This window comes from Roseateles sp. P5_E1, assembly GCF_054049335.1.
Map to the genome: position 1 here is coordinate 44193 of NZ_JBFUMN010000004.1, position 17669 is coordinate 61861.

Here is a 17669-nt window from a genome sequence, read left to right on the forward strand (position 1 = left end):
GGCATGGCCAGCCCCGACAAGAAGGCCTTCGCGTTGCGGGTGGACCCGGCGCTGTGGGCACAAATCGAACGCTTGGCAGCACAGGAGCTGCGCTCGGCCAATGCGCAGGTCGAAGTGCTGCTGCGCGAGGCGCTGGCGCGGCGCGGCATCAAGCCGGCCGCCAGCCCGGCGCCCCGGCGAGGGCGGCCACCGAACGAGCCGGGCGACACCGGCCAAGGGTAGACGCGCTCACGTCGAGACGGCTATATCCGGCCCATAAAGAACAGCACGAGCACGATCAGCAAAACCAGGCCGATCCCTCCCGTTGGCCCATAGCCCCAGCCGCGGCTATGGGGCCACGCCGGGATGGCGCCGAGCAGAAGAAGGATCAGCACGACGAGCAGAATGGCACCTAGACTCATGGCAGTCTCCTTGGTAGTTGGGGCTCGCGATTCAACGGCGCTGAAGCGCCTTGAACCTGTGCCGACTCTCCTCGCAAGGCCGATCCGCAGGTGTAGGACTTGACCGCGCAACCGGCTAGCCCGATGCCGGCTCAGGTCTCCAGCCGACCCTTCAACGCGGCATGGTCGGCCGCCAGCGGCGTCACGCTGGCCGCTGCCGCCAGCGCGCTCAGCGCCTGCCGGCGCAGCGCCTCGCCATCGGCCGGCTTCAGCGCCACCAGCCAGGCGGCCGCCTCGGCCCAGGCCAGCCGTGCCGGGCGACCCAGGCTGGGGTCGTCAAACAGCGGCTGCAGCCGGGCCAGGGCCTCACGCAGTTGCGCTTGCGCGCCGGGCTTGTGAAGCTCGGCCAGCAGGGCGCCGTACACCGCTTGCAGGGCACTCCAGCGCAGTTCGGCCGTGGGATTGGGCGCGGTGCCGGGCGACGCCTTCCACGCGGCCAGGCCCTGCTCGACCACTGCCAGCGCCTGGACGGGCTGGCCATTGCGCCAGAGCGCGAGACCATGCTGGGCGGCCAGCGTCCGCGGCAACTGGACCCATTTGCTCTGCGGGCCCTCCTGCCGGGCCAGGCGCTCGTTCTCGGTCCAGGCCAGGGTTGAGGCCTCGAGCGCTGCGGCCCATTGGCCACGGCGCAGTTGCACAAGCGACAGGGTATTGGCCTCTTGCAGCAGGCCATCGTGCCAGGCGATGTTGGCGGGCTCGGCCTCGACATTGGCGCGGCGCAACGGCATCGCTGCCTGCAGCTGAGCCAGTGCGTCGTCGAGCCGGTCCAGGCGCAGCAACGTCAGCGCGCGGGATGCCAGCGCGACGCCGAGCTGGTGGCGGAGGTAGACCTCGGTCTTCATCTCGCCGGGTGCGGCGCGGCGGTCGCTCTCGGCATGCATGGCGGTGTCGGCCAGCAGCTCGCGGTAGACCGGCTCGGCCTTGGCGTACAGGGCCAGGGCTTCGTCAAGCTGGCCTGCCGCGCTCAGCGTCTGGCCGAGGCTCAGGGTGGTGTTGGCCAGCTCCACGCCCAGGGCTGCGCGGCCCAGCACGTCGTCCCTGGCAAACGGGCGTGCCTGTTCGAGGCGCTGGAGGATGAGCCGGCTGTTGGCCACCGCACGCTCGCGCTGGCCGGTGTTGCGCAGCCGAACCGACTGCACCTGCAGCGCGCGGGCATGCCACTGCGCAAAACGCCAGTCGTGATGCTGGCTGGCCCACAGGCGCTCGCCCAGCTCGACGGCGCGCTGGGCCATCGCGTCGGTCTGGGCACCGAGTTCGGCCGTGCCGGTGGTGTCATTGCCCAGCAGCTCGGCGCGGCGGGCGAGGATGGCGGCGCTGAGCGCCTGCAGGTCGCCATCGGGCTGTTCGCCCTGCACCAGGGGGTCGAGCGCGGCGAGGGTCTGTGCCAGCAGCGCATCCTGGGCCTTGCTGCCGCCGGGCAGGTAGGCGATCGCATCGCCGAAGCGGAACACCAGGTCGGCCGTGATGCCCTTGACCGCCGTCAGCCGCAACTCGGCCGCGGCGCGCGCTTGGCCGGCCACGTGTGCCTGCCAGGATGCCGCAGCCAGGCCCCCGGCCAGGGCCAGCAGAACGCCCAGACCCAGGGTCACCGGCAGGCGGTTGCGCCGCACGAACTTGGACAACAAGTAGCCGCGGCTGGGCGCGCGGGCGCTGACCGGGTAGCCCGCAAGCGTGGCGCGCAGGTCGGCGGCGAACTGCTCGACGCTGGCATAGCGGCGGCCCACGTCCTTCTCCAGCGCCTTGAGCAGGATGTTGTCGAGATCGCCCTTGAGGCGCTGCCGGGTGATCAGCCAGGCCTGAGCATCGGGCGCCGCAGCGTCGGGGCTGCTCAGTTGCGAGGGGCGGGTCGGCGCTTCGTCGAGCACCGCGCGCGCGGCCTCGGCGGGGCCGCGCGCATTGCGGCCGTAAGGACGCTGGCCAGTCAGCAATTGGTAGAGCAGCACGCCCAGCGAGTAGACATCGGTACCCGTGCCCACCGGCTCGGCGCGCACCTGCTCGGGGCTGGCGTAGTTGGGCGTGAAGGGGCGGACGGCGCCAAGGGTGCTGTCGTTGCCTTGCGCCTCGGCCGGGTCGAGCGCCTTGGCGATGCCGAAGTCGAGCAGCTTGACCTGTCCGTCGTGCGTGACGAGCACGTTGCCGGGCTTGAGGTCCCGGTGCACGAGCAGGTTGCGGTGAGCGTGGGCGACGGCGTCGGCCAGCTGCAGGAAGAGCCCGAGGCGCTCCTCGATGGACCGCGTTTGCGCGGCTTCGTCGATGGGCAGGCCATCGATGAACTCCATGACGAAATAGGGCAGTCCGTCGGCGCTGAGACCGGCGTCGAAGAGCTGGGCGATGTGCGGGTGATGCAGCCGCGCCAACGCCTGGCGCTCCTGCGCAAAGCGCTGCAGCACGGCGTCGCTGTCCATGCCCCTCTTGATCACCTTGATGGCCGCGCGGCCCTCGAAGCTGCCGTCAGCGCGGCGCGCCTCGTACACCTCGCCCATGCCGCCGCTGCCGATGCTGCGCACGACGGCCCAGGCGCCGAAGCGCTCACCGTCGCGGGACAGGCTGGCCGCCACGCTCTCGGCGATGGGCCGCGACAGCAGCGGATCGCCGTCGGTGTGGTCGGCGTGATGGGCGAGCAGCGAGTGCAGCTCGGCCTTCATCGCGGCGCTCACGGGCAGCGCGTCGACATGCGCCGCACGCTCGGCCGCAGGCAGCGCCACCGCCTCGTCAAAGAGGCTGCGCAGCACGGCCCAGTCGGCGGGCGTGGGGGCGGGTGTGGTCATCGGCGGGACTCGGGGTGGGCGGTGGCGACGCGACTGTAGTGACGCACCGGCATGCGGGGGAGCGGGGGAACCGCCCCCCGTGCCATCACTGCTTGACGAGGCCGCTGCACTGCGCAAGCGACTTGACCGGTCGCGGCATGCGGTGGCTGGCGTCGGCGCTGTACGACGCCGGCACGTTCAGCGCCACGTTGGCCGGCTGGTAGGTCAGCGTCACCCGGGTTTGTTCACCGGCGCTGAAGTAGTCCTGCGCCTGCACCGCCACGCTCTCGCCAAAGGTGACGATGACGTCGTCCTCGTCGCCGGCGAGGCGGGTCGTCACGTCGACATTGCCGCTCACCAGGTGGAAGACGCCGCTGCTCGACACGTCCAGCGTGCAGCTGCTGCTCGTGTAATGGCCGACGAGTGCCGCCGACATGTCGACGGCGGTGGCGCCGTTCAGCGTCGCGACGTTGGCGCCGCCTGCGCTGGTCGGGTTGGGGTTGCTCAGCCAGCACTCCACCCGGTCCGTGGCCGTGGTGAAGCCGGTGCCGCCCTGGCGCGCCACGCCTTGCGCCATCACGCCCTTGACGAGGGTGAGCTGGGCGTAGCGGTCGTTCGGCACATCGCTGGCCTGGACCCGCGTGAGGCTGACGACATTGAGGATGAGGTCGCCCACGTCGCCATTGACGGCAGCCTGCAGGCTGCGCCCACCGGCCGAGACGGTCAGCATGCCGTCCTTGGCCACGGCGATGCTGCACGAGGTGGTCTCCTGTGTCGCCTGGCCCGGCGTGAAGACACGCCCGAGCTGCCCCTGCCAGGTACCGATGGCCGGCGCGACGTCTGCGGCCATCGCCTGCCCCTTGGGCGTGAGCACGATGGCGTGCGGCGCCGGTGGCGTGGGATCGGTACCCGTCAGCGCGGGCGGCAAGCGGTAGATGCCATTGGTTGCGGCGCTGAAGTCGGCGATCAGGTCGATGTAGGTCTTGTGGCTGGCGAGTGCGGCGGCCATGACGCTGTCCAGCAGCGCGTCCGTGGAATCGCCCGGCTTGGCGTCGAACACGACGGTGAAGGGGTCGAATGGCCCGGTGGGCAGCACGTAGCTGCCGGCCGTGAGGGTGGCAATCAGCTGGGTGAGCGCTCCGGCGGTGTCGAGCCGGGTGCCCGCCGGTGCGGCGGCCAGGCCCGCAAACCAGGTCGCGGGCGGCATGCCGGCAGCGCGCGCAATGGTCAGGTCGGTGAGGGTGGTGATGTTCACGCGCCCGGCGGCCACGGCAATGCTGTGCAGCGAAAGCGCATTCGGCACGCCGCCCACCGTGCCACCCGACACCTGCAGTGCGCAGGGCAGCGTGTTGGCCGGCACGTCGACGGTCCAGGTGCCGGTGGCGCTGGTCGGCAGCGAGACCGTGGCCGGCCCGCTGGTACAGGTGGCCGTGACCGTGCCGCCAACGACGGGCGCGCCGCTCGCAGCCACGCCGGTCAATGTGGCCTTGACAACCGCCGGGGCAGGTGCAGGCGCGGGCGCAGGGGCTGGGGCGGGTGCAGGCGCGGGGACGGGCGCAGGCGCTGTTGCGACCGGTGCAGGAGCCGGCGCTGCAGGCGCCGTGGTGCCGCCACCCCCGCAGCCGGCCAAGGTGGCAGCGGCCACGGTGGCCGCCGCGATCACGAGGCCACGCAGGCCGTGGGGAGTTGGGCAAGGGGTCGATGTCATGGTGGAGTCCGGTGGGAGGGGTGGCACCCCTCGCCGATTCGAGGGGCATGCCGGGGTACGCAGCGTGGCGCGGCCAAAAGGCTCATCGGGCTTGAAAACAGGCACGCATGAACCGAGCAATCCTTCGCAGGCATGTCGCGGCGCCGCGCGCAAAATGCGCGGCGCCATGACCGCTATGACTGCCCTGTCCGCTTCGAACCCCGCCGCCGCCGATGTCACCGAGTGGCTGCGCCGGCTCGACACGGATGCGGCCGGCGCATCGAACCAGCTCTTCGAGCTGCTCTACGGCGAGCTGCACCGCATCGCGCGCGCCCACATGGGCCGCGAGGCGAACGCGCACACGCTGAGCCCGACGGTGCTCACGCACGAGGCCTGGTTCCGCATGGCCGAGCAGACGCGCACGCAATGGTCCAACCGCGCGCATTTCCTGTCGGTGGCCTCGACCATGATGCGGCGCATCCTGGTGAACCACGCGCTGGCCAAGCGCACCGAGAAGCGCGAGGCGCAGCTGGTGTCGCTGTCGATCACCGGCGCACCGGAAATCGGCGTGCAGGCCGAGCCCGACGTGGTGGCCGTGCACGAGGCCATCCTGGCCCTCGAAGCCGTCGACCCGCGCGCGGCCAAGGTGGTGGAGCTGAAGTTCTTCGGCGGGCTCGAAAACGACGAGATCGCGCAGGCGCTCGATCTGTCGCTCGCCACCGTCAAGCGCGACTGGGCGCTGGCACGGGCCTGGCTGCGCCGCGAACTGGGCGCCGCACCGCTGGCCTGACGCGAGGGCGGAGGTTCACCTGGCGCTCTTCAACCGCTGCACCAGCGCATCCCGCGCGCTGCCGATCATGGGCAGGTAGGCCCGCTCGAAGCTGGCCTCGTCGAGCGTGACCGCGGCAGTCGCATTGCTGGTGCCACGCGAGCGGCCACCGGTCAACAGCGCCAGGCCCATCGACAGCGCGTTGCTCGTGTTGTCTGACTTGCGCGACTCGTCGGTGGTGGTGTCGACGAGCGTGAAGCCTTCAGTCGCGCCCTGAACCAGGCGGTCGACGTAGAAGGCGCCGTTGACGCCGCTGCGCGACGTCGTGCGGAAGATGCGCTGGCCCTCCTGCGACACGATCTGCAGCTGGGTCTCGTTGGGGTAGAGCACCGGGCCGGCCTCGATGGAGGACTGTGAGCGACGCGCGATATTGGCCAGGAAGCCCTTGCTGCCGGAGGCGATGCCGAAGCTCGCGAAGAAGTGCAGGCGCACGAAATGCAGGTCAAGCGCCTGCGCCACCGCGCTGGCCTTTGCACCGTTGGCGCCATCCAGCGCGGTGATGCGGTCGCTCAGCGTGCCGCGGCCTCCTGCCGTCTGGAAGAAGGCCGGCATGCCGGTGGGCGCGAAGATCTTGGAGACGGCGCCCGTGTCGTCGATGACGTAGGGCGCCGGCTTGCCCATGCGGGCCTCGACTTCGGCGTACTCGGGGCGCGCGCGAACCGTGTCCATGCCGACGACCTCAAAGCCGGCAGCGGTCAGCGCCTCGACGGTGTCGCGGTAGACGCGGTCGGTCAGCGCCTGCATCGCCGCATCCGGCACGCCGCGCAGTTCGGCCTGCACCGAGGTGCTGTTGCCCCCGCCGCTGCCGCTCGCCTTCAGCGTGGTGACGAATTCGATCCCGAACTGGTCGATGGCGACACGGCGCGCACCCTTGATGGCCGCGCCGTTGTCGCTGCCGACGGAGACCGTCGGCGCAGCAGTTTGCGCGGCGGCTGGCGGCACGCCAGCCAGGAGGGTGAGCGTGGCAAGGAGCAGCGGGGCGAGCAGTCGGCACATGGCGGTCTTTCGTGGCAGGGCTGAAACCTTCGGTTCGTCGAAGGGGACAACCTGGTACGCAAGACGGTCAGGTGAAAAGGCTCATCCCCATCACCCGTCAGCCCGCCTGCGCGGTTGGATACGACGCCGCCGTGACCTGCGAGACCAGGGACCAACCCATCGCCTTGTACAGAGCAGCGCCCGACTCCGTGGCCACCAGCACGCCCTGCCTTGCCTCCAGATCGAGCGCGATGCTTGACAAGATGGTCATGATGCGTCGCCCCAGCCCCTTCCTCCTGTGGGCCTCGGCCGTGACGATTTGATCGAAGGTGGCGAACGGACCCTCGATCGCCACCTGGCCGCCGGCCGCGATTTCTCCTGAACCTGCGATCAGCCTGGCAAACGCGACCTCTCCCACCTTGTCGGTCTGTATGCGATAGCCCTCAGGGGCGGTGGTGTCGCCGCCCCTGAGATCGGTGCTCATCAGAAACTCGGGTTCGTGAAACTGCCAATGATGGGAGAGCAAGGGAGACACGCTTTCACGTGGTGCGCAGATCTTCAGCCAGCTGCCGGGGCCGGTCTCGGTGACAAGTTCTTGGAGGAGATGTCGATCAAGGGCGGGAAGAACATAGCGTGTCGTCTGCCCGGGCTTTCCGACCGAAATCTGAAAGCAGCCAGAGCGCCTGACCGGCGCTGGCGTGCGTCGCGAAATCGCCCAGCCGCAGGCCCAGGCACGAGCAGCGACTGCGGGGTCAAGCGCGCCGGCGTTGCGGTCACCCTCGGAGTTGATGGATGAAGGGATCATCTGTGCAGTTCAGAAATGAAGGGCATCTGCATCGGCGGCCATGGCATCGGCAATCAGCCTCATGTCATGGTCGCTGACGGCAAACAGTCCGAAACGGAACGAATAGCCCCAGCGCGCGCGGTCCTGCACGAACTCGAAGCGGTCGATCAGCGGGGCGATGGGCGCTTCGCGTGCGGGCACATAGTCCACGTCTTTGCGGAAGGGGACGAAGCCGCCACCCATGTCAAAGGCGTAGGGCTCGCCGGGCCTGACCAGCCCGAGCGACACAAAGGCCTGCAGCTTGTCGCTGCCGCCCATGGTGACTGTGGGCGCGTAGTAGGCCACGCGGTCACCGGGCCTCACGCGCCGCAACGGCGCGACCTTGCCATGACACACCTGCATATAGCCTGCGCCGCGTTCCGCGCAGCCTCGGCGTGCGTGGGTGGCGCTGGCCACGGCAATCCAGTTGCCGCGCGGCGCGGCCGTGCCGGCCTGTGCCGATTCCTCCCACAGGGTGGCGTTTTTCATCGGAGCGCCTCGTGCGCAAATTGGGAATCGCCATGATGGCGGGAGGTCGCGACAACGGCTTGTCAGCAGAAGGCACCCCGCCAGCCGGTGAGTCCTGCCCACGCCGATCGCGAGCGGGCAACGGAGTTCAGCAACGCGGCAACGGGCATAGTCCTGGCTCTTCCCTTGCCTTGAAGCCGATGACCCCGCCTCTCGCCGCCCGCGGCTCCTGCTACTGTGGCGCCGTCTCCGTCACGGTCCCATCGCCTTTGCGCCGCCCGGACAACTGCCACTGCGGCGAATGCCGGCGCCTGAGCGGTGCGGCATTCACCACGTGGATCACAGCGCCGCGCGATCAGGTCGTCGTGAACAACCCCGAGGGGCTGTCGGTGTTCTGCCCCACGCCCAACCTGCAGCGCTCGTTCTGCAAGACATGCGGATCGCATGTCTTCACCGCGGACGCGCGGCTGCCAAGGGCTTACGGGTTCCCTGCGGGGCTCTTTGAGGGCGAGCCCATCGAGCCGCCGGGCGAGGACTACTTTCTCGATGACAAGGCCCGTTGGTGTCGGCGTTCTTTACACCCAGAAAGCTGACCGCAAGCAAATCACCGCCACAGCAGGGTTTTCTCTGATGGCACGATGCTTGCTAATTCGTTCAGGTCTTTCTTTGGGAGTAATTAACTATGTTGAAGTCTCTTGCCTTGGCCTCTGTGCTGTCCCTGGGCAGCCTTGCGGCGCAGGCCACCCCCTTCGTGTTGGGCACCGGCACGCTGGGCGCAATCACGGTCAACAGCGGCAACGTCGCTGTCGTGCCGAGCCTGGTGAACGACACCTTCACGTTCTCGCTGGCGTCGGCTTCGAGCGTGCAGAGCAATGTGACGACGATCTTCGGCAGCCTGTCGCCGGCCTTCTACAGCATCGTCAGCACCGGCGCCGATCACGTCGTGGGCGGCACTGACGACACCGTCATCACCGGCTTTGCCTTCACGTCCACGTCGACCGGGCATTTCACGAACCTGAGCGCCGGCAACTATTACTTCAACGTGTTCGCGTTGGCTAACCAGGCGCCGTCGGCCTACGCAATTTCGGCTTCGGCCACCGCGATGCCGGTGCCGGAACCTGAAACCTACGCCATGCTGGCAGCAGGCCTGGGCGTCATGGGTTTTGTTGCTTCGCGCCGTCGTCGCGATCTGTAATTGATTTGATTTCTGGGTCACTTCCGCAGTGATCCGCCGAAGTTCCCCAAAGCCCTGGCCTCAAGCGCCAGGGCTTTTTTCGTGGGGCGGCCGTGCCGTCAAGCGACTGCGCCGCGCGTGTTCACGTACAGCGCATACAGCGAATGCGTGCTCGCCATGAAGAGGCGGTTGCCCTTGGCGCCGCCAAAGCAGAGATTGGCGCAGCGCTCGGGCAGGTGGATATGGGCCAGCGGCTTGCCCATGGGGCCGTAGACGCGCACACCGTCCAGCACCGCCGCATCCGCATCCGCGCTGCCGTCACTGCCAAAGCCACACCAGAGATTGCCTTGCACATCGACGGCCATGCCGTCGAAGGCACCTGGGCACCCCGGGTCGATCAGCAGCCGCTTGTTGCTCAAGGACACGCCATCCACGTCATAGGCCCAGATCAACCGATGCGGCTGGGCGCGGCTTTCAATGACGTAGAGGGTCTTGCCGTCAGGACTGAAGGCCAGCCCATTCGGGCCCTTGAGATCGTCGATCTGCAGTGTCAGCTCGCCGGTCACGCCGTCGATGCGGTAGACGGCCGGCGTCAATTCGGATTCGGCCTTCTCGCCCTCGAAGTCGCTGGCGATGCCGAACAGCGGGTCGCTGAACCACAGGCTGCCGTCGCCCGGATGGCAGGTGATGTCGTTGGGCGAATTCAGCCGCTTGCCTTGATGGCGATCCGCCAGCACCGTGATGCGGCCGTCGTACTCGGTGCGCGTGATGCGGCGCGTCAGGTGTTCGCAGCTGACGAGGCGCCCCTGGCGGTCGCGCACGTGACCGTTGGCGTTGTTGCTGGGGTTGCGGAACTCGCTGATGGCGCCGGTGGTCTCGTCCCAGCGCAGGATGCGGTTGTTGGGGATGTCGGAGACGAGCAGGTAGCGCCCGTCGCCAAACCAGACCGGCCCCTCGGCCCAGGCCAGGCCGGTGGCCAGTTGCTCAATGCCCGCAGGGAAGAGGCGCAGCGGCAGGAAGGCGTCGTCCAGCACCTCGATGGCCGGGTCAGGCCGGCGGGCGTTGGGCGTGAAGGGGATCTTCATTTATCTTCCGGCGCCTTCTCGAAGGGGCCGAGGATGACGAACTGGCCGCCCTGGCAGCGCACCTCGGGCCGGCTGGGGTCGACATAGGGCTGGGCCGCCTCGACCTCGGCGCGCCAGGGCTCGGAGCTGTCCTGGGGCTTGAAACCGATGTGGTTGGACGCGCTGTTGTCCCACCAGGTCGAGCGGTTGTCGCTCATGCCGTAAATGATGCTGTGGCCGACGACCGGCGCGCTCAGTGCGGCGACGAGGAGGCGCTCCAGGTCGTCAAAGCTCAGCCAGCTCGACAGCATGCGGCGGTCCGTCGGCACGGGCCAGCTGGAACCGATGCGCACCGACACCGTCTCCAGGCCGTGGCGGTCGAAATAGAACTGGGCCAGGTCCTCGCCAAAGGCCTTGGACAGCCCGTAGTAGCTGTCCGGCCGCGGCGCGGCCCTTGGCGTCAACGTCTCGCCCTGGCTGTAGAAGCCGGTCACGTGGTTGGAGCTGGCGAAGATGATGCGCTTCACGCCGCGCTGGCGGGCCGACTCGTAGACGTTGTAGGCGCCGACGATATTGGCCGGCAGCACCACGTCGAAGGGTTTCTCGATGGACACGCCGCCGAAGTGCAGCACGGCGTCGACATCCTTCAGCAGTGACTGCATGGCAGCCAGATCCTCGAGCGGCGCCTGCACGACTTCCTCGCCCTCGCCGGCGGGGTCCATGGGTGCGAGGTCCGACAGCCGCAGCACGTCGCAGTAATGCTTCATGCGCGGCCGCAGCACGCGGCCGAGGTTGCCGGCGGCGCCGGTCAGCAGCAGGCGCTTGAAGCGCGGGGCGGAGAGAGGGTTCATTTCAGGGCGATGCGTGTGGATTGCGGGCAGAGCGCGGGCCTCTCCCAAGCCGGCCCGCTTTGGGCTTAGACGAGCGGCTCACTCATGCGCCGATGCGCAAGGGCGGGCGCAGCCGCGGCGCCGCGTCGGACTGGCGTCGGACCAGCGCGAAATCCATGAGCTCATGCTCGCAGGGCAGAGGCACTCCGGTGCGGCGCGCGCGGATGTGACGCACCAGCAGGTCCACCGCGGCACCGGCCATCTCCATGATGGGCTGGCGCACGGTGGTCAGTTCGGGCCAGATGGTCGTGGCCAGCGGCGCATCGTCGAAGCCGACGACCGTCAGGTCGCTGGGCACGTCCAGGCCCATGCGATGGGCGATGGCGACCGTGGCTGCGGCCATGTCGTCGTTGCTGGCGAAGATGGCCGTCGGCCGGCGCTCCTGCGAAAGCAGGAACTCGGCCGCGTCCAGGCCCGAGCGGTAGGTGAACATGCCCTGGGCGACGACCTCCTCCTCCTCGATGTTGAGGCCGGCGTCGGCCATCGCTGCATGGAAGCCGGCCAGGCGGCGGGCGCTGCTGCTCTGGTAGGGGTCGCCGATGATGAAGCCCATGCGGTGGTGGCCCAGGTTCAGCAGGTGCCGCGTCATCTCGTAGGCGGCCTGGTAGTCGTCGATGCCGACGGCGCAGACGGCTTCGGGCGGCACGCCGCTGGACACGACCACGGCCGGCGTGTCGGTCTCGGCCACGAGCTTCAGCAAGGGCTGGGAATCGCAGAAGGGCGGCGGCAGGATGAGGCCGTCGATGCCGTTGGCGATCATCTCGGCCACCGGCTTCTCCTCACCCTCGCGCGCGGCCTCGCAGCGCTGCACGACGAGCTGCACATGGCGCAGGCTGGCCTTGTTCAGCAGGCCGATGAGGAATTCATTGAGATAGCCGGCCGTCGGATCGATGTAGAGCATGCCGATGCGGATGGGCTCGGAGCCGGCCAGGTGGCGCGCGGCCTGGTTGGGCAGGTAATTCAGCTCGGCGACGGCGGCCTGCACCTTCTCGCGCGTGCCCGGGCGCACGTTCTGCTCCCCGTTGATGACCCGCGACACCGTCATCGGCGACACCCCGGCCAGCGCGGCGACATCGGCGATGGTCGCGACCTTGGGGCTGCGCCCGGAGCGAGCGGTTGGCTTCAAAAGGGTCCCTCGGATGGTGGTGGGTTTGTTTGCGCAATCATATTTGGCTTGAGGATTCTCAGCCGCCGCGACCTGGCGCGAAGTTGAAGCGCAGCGCTTTGTAGTCGTCCAGCGAGCGCTCGGGGGGGCGCACGCCAGCCGGCAGCGGCAACCCCGAGGCGGACTGGAAATAGGCGAGGCAGGCATCCCGCCACCAGCGAGCCTCGGTCTCCTGCACTGCCAGGTAGGCGGTGACGTCGGCATGGCGGACGGGGTCGATGTCGGCTTGCAGCGTGGCCCAGCGCGCGCGCATGTCGACGACGCTCGCGACGCCACGGTCGTAGCGCGCTACCAATTCGGCCCACAGCGTGCGGCCAGAAGCCAGCCGGTAATCCCAGGGCAGGTGGTGGAACCAGAGCAGCCACGCTTCGGGCGTCGTCTCGGGCCGCGCCAGGCGGGCGGCCCAGCCGGGCGCGTACTGGGCCGTCGCGTTGCTGCCGCGCGGCGAGCGGTCGAAACCGATGCCGTCGCGGCCGGCGCGGTGGAAGTAGACCGGGTTCCAATCGGCCCGCTCCAGGTTGTCAACCCAGGGCGCCGGGCCATGGTGGTGGCCCGTGCCCATCAGGTGGTGCAGGCCGAGGGGCGTCATGTAGTCGACGACAGCTTCACGCGAGGCCAGCATCATTGAGACGAGGGTGTCCACCGCACGCGGTGTCCTCGTGAAGGTCTGCTGCACCCATTCGCGGGCGATGTCGGCCGAGGCGAGATCCTGGTCCCAGGCCAGGCGGCCAAACGCGTACCAATTGGCGCAATCGAAATGCGAGCCGCACCAGTTGCGGTCGCTGCCGATGTTGGCCACGCCGGCCATCGCCGTGATCTGGCGGGCCACGGTCGCTCCTTGTGGCTTCGCGCGGGTATCGGCGCGCAGAACCTCTTCGAACAGGGGCCCGAGGTAGACGAGGTGGGTGGAGAAGCCGAGGTATTCCTTGGTGATCTGTAGCTCCAGCGCCAGCGGCGTCTTCGGCATGGCGCCGAACAGCGGATGGAAGGGCTCGCGCGGCTGGAAGTCGATGGCGCCGTTCTTGACCTGCACGATGACGTTGGGCGCAAAGCGGCCGTCCAGCGGCTGAAACTCCGCATAGCCCTGCTTCGCGCGGTCACCCGCGTCCGGCGCGTAGACGAAAGCCCGCCACATGACGATGCCGCCGTGCGGCGCCAATGCCTCGGCCAGCATGTTGGCGCCGTCGGCATGGTGGCGGCCATAGTCCTGCGGACCCGGCTGACCCTCGGAATTGGCCTTGACGAGAAAACCACCGAAGTCGGGGATGCGCCGGTAGATCTCGTCGGCCTTGGCCTGCCACCAGGCGCGCACGGCCGGGTCCAGCGGGTCTGCAGTCTTCAGCCCGCCCAGTTCGACGGGCGCCGAGAAGCGTGCCGACAGGTAGACGCGGATGCCATACGGTCTGAACACGTCGGCCAGCGCCGCCGCCTTGGCCAGGAAAGGCGCGGTCAAGGAATCGGCCTTGGCATTGACGTTGTTCAGCACCGTGCCATTGATGCCCAGCGACGCATTCGCGCGGGCGTAGTCGACGTAGCGCGCATCGCGGATGTCGGGCAGCTTCCACCAGTCCCAGATCGACGCGCCCGCATAGCCGCGCTCGACCGTGCGGTCCAGGTTGTCCCAGTGGTTGAGCAGGCGCAAGCCGAGCTTGGGCGCGGAACGCAGGTCCAGCTTGCCCAGGTCGGCGCCCGTCTGCGCCGCGCGTAGCCAGGCAAAGCTGCCGTAGAGCAGGCCGATGTCGGCGTTGGCCGCGATCAAGGTCACGGCCCGGCCTTGGAGCTTCAGGCTGCGCAGCAGATAGCCCTCGCGGCCCAGCTCGGCCCAGGGCAAGTTCAGCCCGGCCGGCGCGCTGGCCGGCGTGACCAGCAGCAGAGCACCGTCCGCCAGCTGGGCCGACACGGCCGGCTCCCGCCCCGTCAGGCCCGCCACGCCGCGCTTCAATTCGGCAACGGCGGCCTGCAGCGTTGGTGACATCGGCTCGGCAGGGAGGATGCTGCGGGCCCGCGTCAGCACCTCGCTTTGAGTCACGGCTGGCAATGCGCGGTAGCGCTGCCACAGTTCGTAGCCATCCTCCACCGCACTCCATGCGGGTTGCAGCGCGGCCGCCAGCAGCAAGCCGGCCAGGCCTCGGGCCCATGTCTTCATCAGGTCTCCTGTATGGGCCGACCGGGGTCGCAACCCCGGAATCGCGGGAATGTTAGAGATTTCTCGCTTGCGCAATGCAAAATGGTAGCGCTACATTTGAGTCCATAGCAAGCGGTGTCGGAAGGACGCCGCTCAAGACGGAGACCGCATTGAATTCTCATCCCGCCCTACCGGCTCCCGCCACCTGCCCCGACGCCCTCGCGCTTCGGGGAGATGCGCCGAAAGCCGCGTGATGGTCGGGGCTGTCGCCACGCCGCCGGGCCGGCAGCGCTGGGCTATGCGCGCGCGGCCTTTTGTAGCGCCCACCGTCAACTACGTCCCCACCCTGCAGCGGCCCTTCGCGGCCGACGGGCTGTAAACCATCTAGGGCCCGCATGCAGTTCACCGCCGATCAGCACCTGCTCAAAGACCTCAACCGCATGGCCGTCGTGCGGCAGCTGAGCGCGTGGCCCGGGCAGTCGCGTGCGGCGCTGGCCGAGTCGCTGCAGCTGACCAAATCCACCGTCAGCGGGCTGGTGAAGGAGCTGATCCACGAGGGCTGGCTGCTGGAGCGCGAGGTCGTCGCGACCGGCGAGCTGGGCCGCCGGCCGACGCCCCTCTTCGTCGACCCCGGACGGCTGGTGCTGCTGGGCGCCGAGCTGGGCGTGGAGGGCGTGCAGGTCGTCGCCACCTCGCTGACCGGCGACGTGCTGGCCCGTGCGCGCGCGCCGCTGGACGCCGGACGGGACGCCCCTCTCGCGCTGATGCGCGCCGCCCGGCTGCTGACGCAGGTGTACGCGCGCCTGGACACGCCGGCTCAGCGGGTCATCGGCATCGGCATCGGGCTGCCCGGCGGCGTGGACGAGCAACGCGGCCATCTGCATTTCGCCCACAACCTCGGCTGGCGCGACCTGCCCGTCGGCCGGCTGCTGGTCGAGCATCTGCGCAACACGCCGCTGCAAGGCGTGCCGCTGTTCGTGCAGAACGACGCCGATGCTGCGGCCCTGGGCGAGCTGGAGTTCGGCGCAGACGGTCGCGACCCGCTGATCTACCTGAGCCTGGGCCTGGGCGTGGGCGCCGGCATCGTCGTCGAGGACCGGCTGCTGACCGGCGCTCACGGCCTGGCTGGGGAGGTCGGCCACACGACGCTGGAGATCGACGGCCCGCGCTGCAGCTGCGGCCGCCGCGGCTGCGCCGAAGCCATGATCGGCTTTCGGACCATGCTGCCCGCCGGCGAAGAAGGCGGTGGCCTGGCCGGGATCCAGCGCCGGCTGAGCGCCAGGCAGCCCGACAGCATCGAAGCCGTCGCCCGCGCCGGCAGCTATCTGGGCATGCTGCTGGGTAATCTCTGCGCCGCCTACGACCCCGGCCGCATCGTGCTCGGCGGCCCCGCCGTCGAGATCGGCGCCCCCTTTCTCGAGCACGCCTTCCGCACGCTGGAAGCCTATGCCAGCGCCGCCGGCGTGGCGCCGCCCCTGGTCACCCTGTCGCGCTTCGGCGTCGATGCCGTCGCCGTCGGTGCCGCGGCCCTGGCCCGCTACCGTCTCACCCGCCCCCTGATCGCCGCCAGCCGCCTGGCTGCGGCCGCCTGACTCTCTCTGCACCGACACATGATCACCAACCCCATCCTGCCAGGCTTTCACGCCGACCCCTCGATCTGCCGCGTTCCAAGTGATGGCGGTGACGACTACTACATCGCCACCTCCACCTTCGAGTGGTGGCCCGGGGTGCGCATCCACCATTCGCGCGACCTGCAAAACTGGCGCCACCACAGCTACGCCGTCACGCGCAAGAGCCAGCTCGACCTGCTCGGCCACCCCGACTCGGCCGGCGTCTGGGCGCCCTGCCTGAGTTACTCGGGTGGCCAGTTCTGGCTCATCTACACCGACGTGCGCTCCACCTTCGGCGCATTCAAGGACACCCACAACTACCTGATCACCGCGCCCAGCATCGACGGCCCGTGGAGCGAGCCCATCTACCTGAACAGCTCCGGCTTCGACCCCAGCCTCTTCCATGACGACGATGGCCGCCAGTGGCTGCTGAACCAGCAATGGATCCACCAGCCCGGCAAGCACCACTTCAACGGCATCCTGCTGCAGGAGTACGACCACGAAGCCAGGCGCCTGATCGGCCCGGTGAAGAACATCTATGCCGGCACGCCGCTGGGCGTGGTCGAAGGGCCCCACCTCTACCGCCGCAACGGCTGGTACTACCTGCTGACGGCCGAGGGCGGCACCTTCTACGAGCATGCCGTCACGCTGGCCCGCTCACGCAACATCGACGGCCCCTACGAGACGCTGCCTGGCAACCCGCTGCTGACGGCCTGGCAGCAGCGCACCGACGGCCTGCAGCGCAGCGGCCACGCCAGCCTCGTGCAGACGGCCCATGGCGATTGGTACCTCGCCCACCTCTGTGGTCGCCCGCTGGAATGGAGCGGTCCCAACGCGGACAGGCAGAACGGCGAGTACGTCGGCCTGCACTGCCCGCTGGGCCGCGAGACCGGCATCCAGCGCATCCACTGGCGCGATGACGACTGGCCGGAGATCGAAGGCGGCGGCAATGCGCCGCACTTGCAGGTCGCCGGGCCGGGCCTTCCCGAGCATGTCTTCCCGGCCGAGCCGGCGCGCGACGATTTCGACGGCGTCACGCTCAACCACCACCTGAACTCGCTGCGCGTGCCCTTTGACGAAAGCTGGATCTCGCTGACCGAGCGCCCCGGCTGGTTGCGCCTGAAGGGCCGCGAGTCGCTGATGAGCCTGTTCGACCAGAGCCTGGTCGCGCGCCGCCAGCAGCATTTCAACTGCCGCATCGAGACGCGCCTGGAATTCGCACCCGAGCTATTCCAGCAGATGGCCGGCCTGGTGGCCTACTACAACACTGGCAACCACGCCTATCTGCACGTCAGCCGCGATGTCGACTCCGGCCGGCGCGTGCTGCGCCTGACCGTCAACCGCGACTCGGCGTTGAGCGAGCCGGCCACGCCGGTCGTGCTGGCCGACGGCCCGGTCGACCTGGCCGTAGAGTTCCGCCACGACCGCTACCAGTTCCAGTTCGCTCAAGCCAATCAAGCGGGCGGCGCCTGGCAGGACGTTGGCCCGGCGCTGGACACCGCCATGCTCAGCGACGAAGCCGTGACGCGCTTCGTCGACGGCTACGCGCGCAGCTTCGGCTTCACCGGCAACTTCATCGGCATTGCCTGTCAGGACCTGTCGGGCCAGCGCCTTGCCGCGGACTTCGACTACCTTTCTTACGAAGCACGGCCCTGAGACCGCGCCTCTCTTA

The 17669-nt window shown here is 69.0% G+C and carries 15 protein-coding genes and 1 pseudogene; 6 read left to right on the plus strand and 10 right to left on the minus strand.

Going from position 1 to position 17669, the window contains the following annotated elements; all coding sequences use genetic code 11:
- Positions 1–3 precede the first annotated feature (3 nt).
- Positions 4–222: a hypothetical protein gene (locus tag ACXJKJ_RS06080; RefSeq protein WP_056204755.1), complete on the plus strand. Its 219-nt coding sequence runs from the start codon at positions 4–6 to the stop codon at positions 220–222.
- Between the two features lie 20 nt (positions 223–242).
- Here ACXJKJ_RS06080 and ACXJKJ_RS06085 read toward each other — a convergent pair whose 3' ends face one another.
- The 3 genes from ACXJKJ_RS06085 to ACXJKJ_RS06095 all read right to left on the minus strand — a co-directional run bounded on the left by ACXJKJ_RS06085 (position 243) and on the right by ACXJKJ_RS06095 (position 4895).
- Positions 243–401, minus strand: coding sequence for a DUF3309 family protein (locus tag ACXJKJ_RS06085; protein ID WP_082533047.1), 159 nt, complete (start codon positions 399–401; stop codon positions 243–245).
- A 131-nt stretch (positions 402–532) separates the two neighbouring features.
- Positions 533–3208, minus strand: coding sequence for a serine/threonine-protein kinase (locus ACXJKJ_RS06090; RefSeq protein WP_457389478.1), 2676 nt, complete (start codon positions 3206–3208; stop codon positions 533–535).
- A gap of 85 nt (positions 3209–3293) precedes the next feature.
- Complete coding sequence (locus tag ACXJKJ_RS06095; RefSeq protein ID WP_457389479.1) at positions 3294–4895, minus strand: hypothetical protein; 1602 nt, start codon at positions 4893–4895, stop codon at positions 3294–3296.
- Between the two features lie 166 nt (positions 4896–5061).
- On the opposite strand from ACXJKJ_RS06095, the gene ACXJKJ_RS06100 reads away from it, so the two are divergent.
- The gene (locus ACXJKJ_RS06100) at positions 5062–5664 is read left to right on the plus strand and encodes an ECF-type sigma factor (RefSeq protein WP_162250716.1); all 603 of its coding nucleotides are present in this window, start codon (positions 5062–5064) and stop codon (positions 5662–5664) included.
- A 15-nt stretch (positions 5665–5679) separates the two neighbouring features.
- Here the strand turns inward: ACXJKJ_RS06100 and ACXJKJ_RS06105 are convergent, their stop codons facing one another.
- The 3 genes from ACXJKJ_RS06105 to ACXJKJ_RS06115 all read right to left on the minus strand — a co-directional run bounded on the left by ACXJKJ_RS06105 (position 5680) and on the right by ACXJKJ_RS06115 (position 7990).
- Entirely contained in the window at positions 5680–6699 is a 1020-nt protein-coding gene (locus tag ACXJKJ_RS06105) for a hypothetical protein (protein WP_457389480.1), read from the minus strand.
- A gap of 97 nt (positions 6700–6796) precedes the next feature.
- Complete coding sequence (locus tag ACXJKJ_RS06110; RefSeq protein WP_457389481.1) at positions 6797–7483, minus strand: GNAT family N-acetyltransferase; 687 nt, start codon at positions 7481–7483, stop codon at positions 6797–6799.
- A gap of 9 nt (positions 7484–7492) precedes the next feature.
- On the minus strand, positions 7493–7990 hold the full coding sequence (locus ACXJKJ_RS06115) for an EVE domain-containing protein (protein WP_457389482.1): 498 nt from the start codon (positions 7988–7990) through the stop codon (positions 7493–7495).
- Positions 7991–8169: 179 nt separating this feature from the next.
- Between ACXJKJ_RS06115 and ACXJKJ_RS06120 the strand changes: the two genes are divergently transcribed.
- Entirely contained in the window at positions 8170–8562 is a 393-nt protein-coding gene (locus ACXJKJ_RS06120; protein ID WP_162247874.1) for a GFA family protein, read from the plus strand.
- A gap of 113 nt (positions 8563–8675) precedes the next feature.
- Positions 8676–9164 (plus strand): annotated as a pseudogene (locus ACXJKJ_RS06125) (FxDxF family PEP-CTERM protein); the annotation flags it as partial.
- Between the two features lie 98 nt (positions 9165–9262).
- On the opposite strand, the gene ACXJKJ_RS06130 reads toward ACXJKJ_RS06125, so the two are convergent.
- From ACXJKJ_RS06130 to ACXJKJ_RS06145, 4 genes are all read right to left on the minus strand, one after another.
- A complete protein-coding gene (locus tag ACXJKJ_RS06130) occupies positions 9263–10228 on the minus strand; it encodes an SMP-30/gluconolactonase/LRE family protein (RefSeq protein ID WP_457389483.1) in 966 nt (321 codons plus the stop codon).
- Complete coding sequence (locus tag ACXJKJ_RS06135; RefSeq protein WP_457323885.1) at positions 10225–11058, minus strand: NAD-dependent epimerase/dehydratase family protein; 834 nt, start codon at positions 11056–11058, stop codon at positions 10225–10227. The genes ACXJKJ_RS06130 and ACXJKJ_RS06135 overlap by 4 nt, the downstream gene beginning before the upstream one ends.
- Before the next feature lie 82 nt (positions 11059–11140).
- Positions 11141–12223 (minus strand): LacI family DNA-binding transcriptional regulator, encoded by a 1083-nt coding sequence (locus tag ACXJKJ_RS06140; protein WP_056204784.1) that lies wholly within the window; start codon positions 12221–12223, stop codon positions 11141–11143.
- A gap of 58 nt (positions 12224–12281) precedes the next feature.
- Entirely contained in the window at positions 12282–14408 is a 2127-nt protein-coding gene (locus tag ACXJKJ_RS06145) for an alpha-glucuronidase family glycosyl hydrolase (protein ID WP_457389484.1), read from the minus strand.
- Positions 14409–14782: 374 nt separating this feature from the next.
- On the opposite strand from ACXJKJ_RS06145, the gene ACXJKJ_RS06150 reads away from it, so the two are divergent.
- Together ACXJKJ_RS06150 and ACXJKJ_RS06155 are read left to right on the plus strand one after the other, a co-directional pair.
- Positions 14783–15979 carry an ROK family transcriptional regulator gene (locus ACXJKJ_RS06150; protein WP_056204789.1) on the plus strand — a complete coding sequence of 399 codons (1197 nt, stop codon included), beginning with the start codon at positions 14783–14785 and terminating at the stop codon, positions 15977–15979.
- A gap of 18 nt (positions 15980–15997) precedes the next feature.
- Positions 15998–17653, plus strand: a complete 1656-nt coding sequence (locus tag ACXJKJ_RS06155; RefSeq protein WP_457389485.1) for a glycoside hydrolase family 43 protein — start codon at positions 15998–16000, stop codon at positions 17651–17653.
- Positions 17654–17669 lie beyond the last annotated feature (16 nt).

Excerpts from the sequence above, each read along its gene's own strand:
- ACXJKJ_RS06080 (WP_056204755.1), top strand. The coding sequence starts at position 4 with ATGGCCAGCCCCGACAAGAAGGCCTTCGCGTTGCGGGTGGACCCGGCG.
- ACXJKJ_RS06085 (WP_082533047.1), bottom strand. The coding sequence starts at position 401 with ATGAGTCTAGGTGCCATTCTGCTCGTCGTGCTGATCCTTCTTCTGCTC.
- ACXJKJ_RS06090 (WP_457389478.1), bottom strand. The coding sequence starts at position 3,208 with ATGACCACACCCGCCCCCACGCCCGCCGACTGGGCCGTGCTGCGCAGC.
- ACXJKJ_RS06095 (WP_457389479.1), bottom strand. The coding sequence starts at position 4,895 with ATGACATCGACCCCTTGCCCAACTCCCCACGGCCTGCGTGGCCTCGTG.
- ACXJKJ_RS06100 (WP_162250716.1), top strand. The coding sequence starts at position 5,062 with ATGACCGCTATGACTGCCCTGTCCGCTTCGAACCCCGCCGCCGCCGAT.
- ACXJKJ_RS06105 (WP_457389480.1), bottom strand. The coding sequence starts at position 6,699 with ATGTGCCGACTGCTCGCCCCGCTGCTCCTTGCCACGCTCACCCTCCTG.
- ACXJKJ_RS06110 (WP_457389481.1), bottom strand. The coding sequence starts at position 7,483 with ATGATCCCTTCATCCATCAACTCCGAGGGTGACCGCAACGCCGGCGCG.
- ACXJKJ_RS06115 (WP_457389482.1), bottom strand. The coding sequence starts at position 7,990 with ATGAAAAACGCCACCCTGTGGGAGGAATCGGCACAGGCCGGCACGGCC.
- ACXJKJ_RS06120 (WP_162247874.1), top strand. The coding sequence starts at position 8,170 with ATGACCCCGCCTCTCGCCGCCCGCGGCTCCTGCTACTGTGGCGCCGTC.
- ACXJKJ_RS06130 (WP_457389483.1), bottom strand. The coding sequence starts at position 10,228 with ATGAAGATCCCCTTCACGCCCAACGCCCGCCGGCCTGACCCGGCCATC.
- ACXJKJ_RS06135 (WP_457323885.1), bottom strand. The coding sequence starts at position 11,058 with ATGAACCCTCTCTCCGCCCCGCGCTTCAAGCGCCTGCTGCTGACCGGC.
- ACXJKJ_RS06145 (WP_457389484.1), bottom strand. The coding sequence starts at position 14,408 with ATGAAGACATGGGCCCGAGGCCTGGCCGGCTTGCTGCTGGCGGCCGCG.
- ACXJKJ_RS06150 (WP_056204789.1), top strand. The coding sequence starts at position 14,783 with ATGCAGTTCACCGCCGATCAGCACCTGCTCAAAGACCTCAACCGCATG.
- ACXJKJ_RS06155 (WP_457389485.1), top strand. The coding sequence starts at position 15,998 with ATGATCACCAACCCCATCCTGCCAGGCTTTCACGCCGACCCCTCGATC.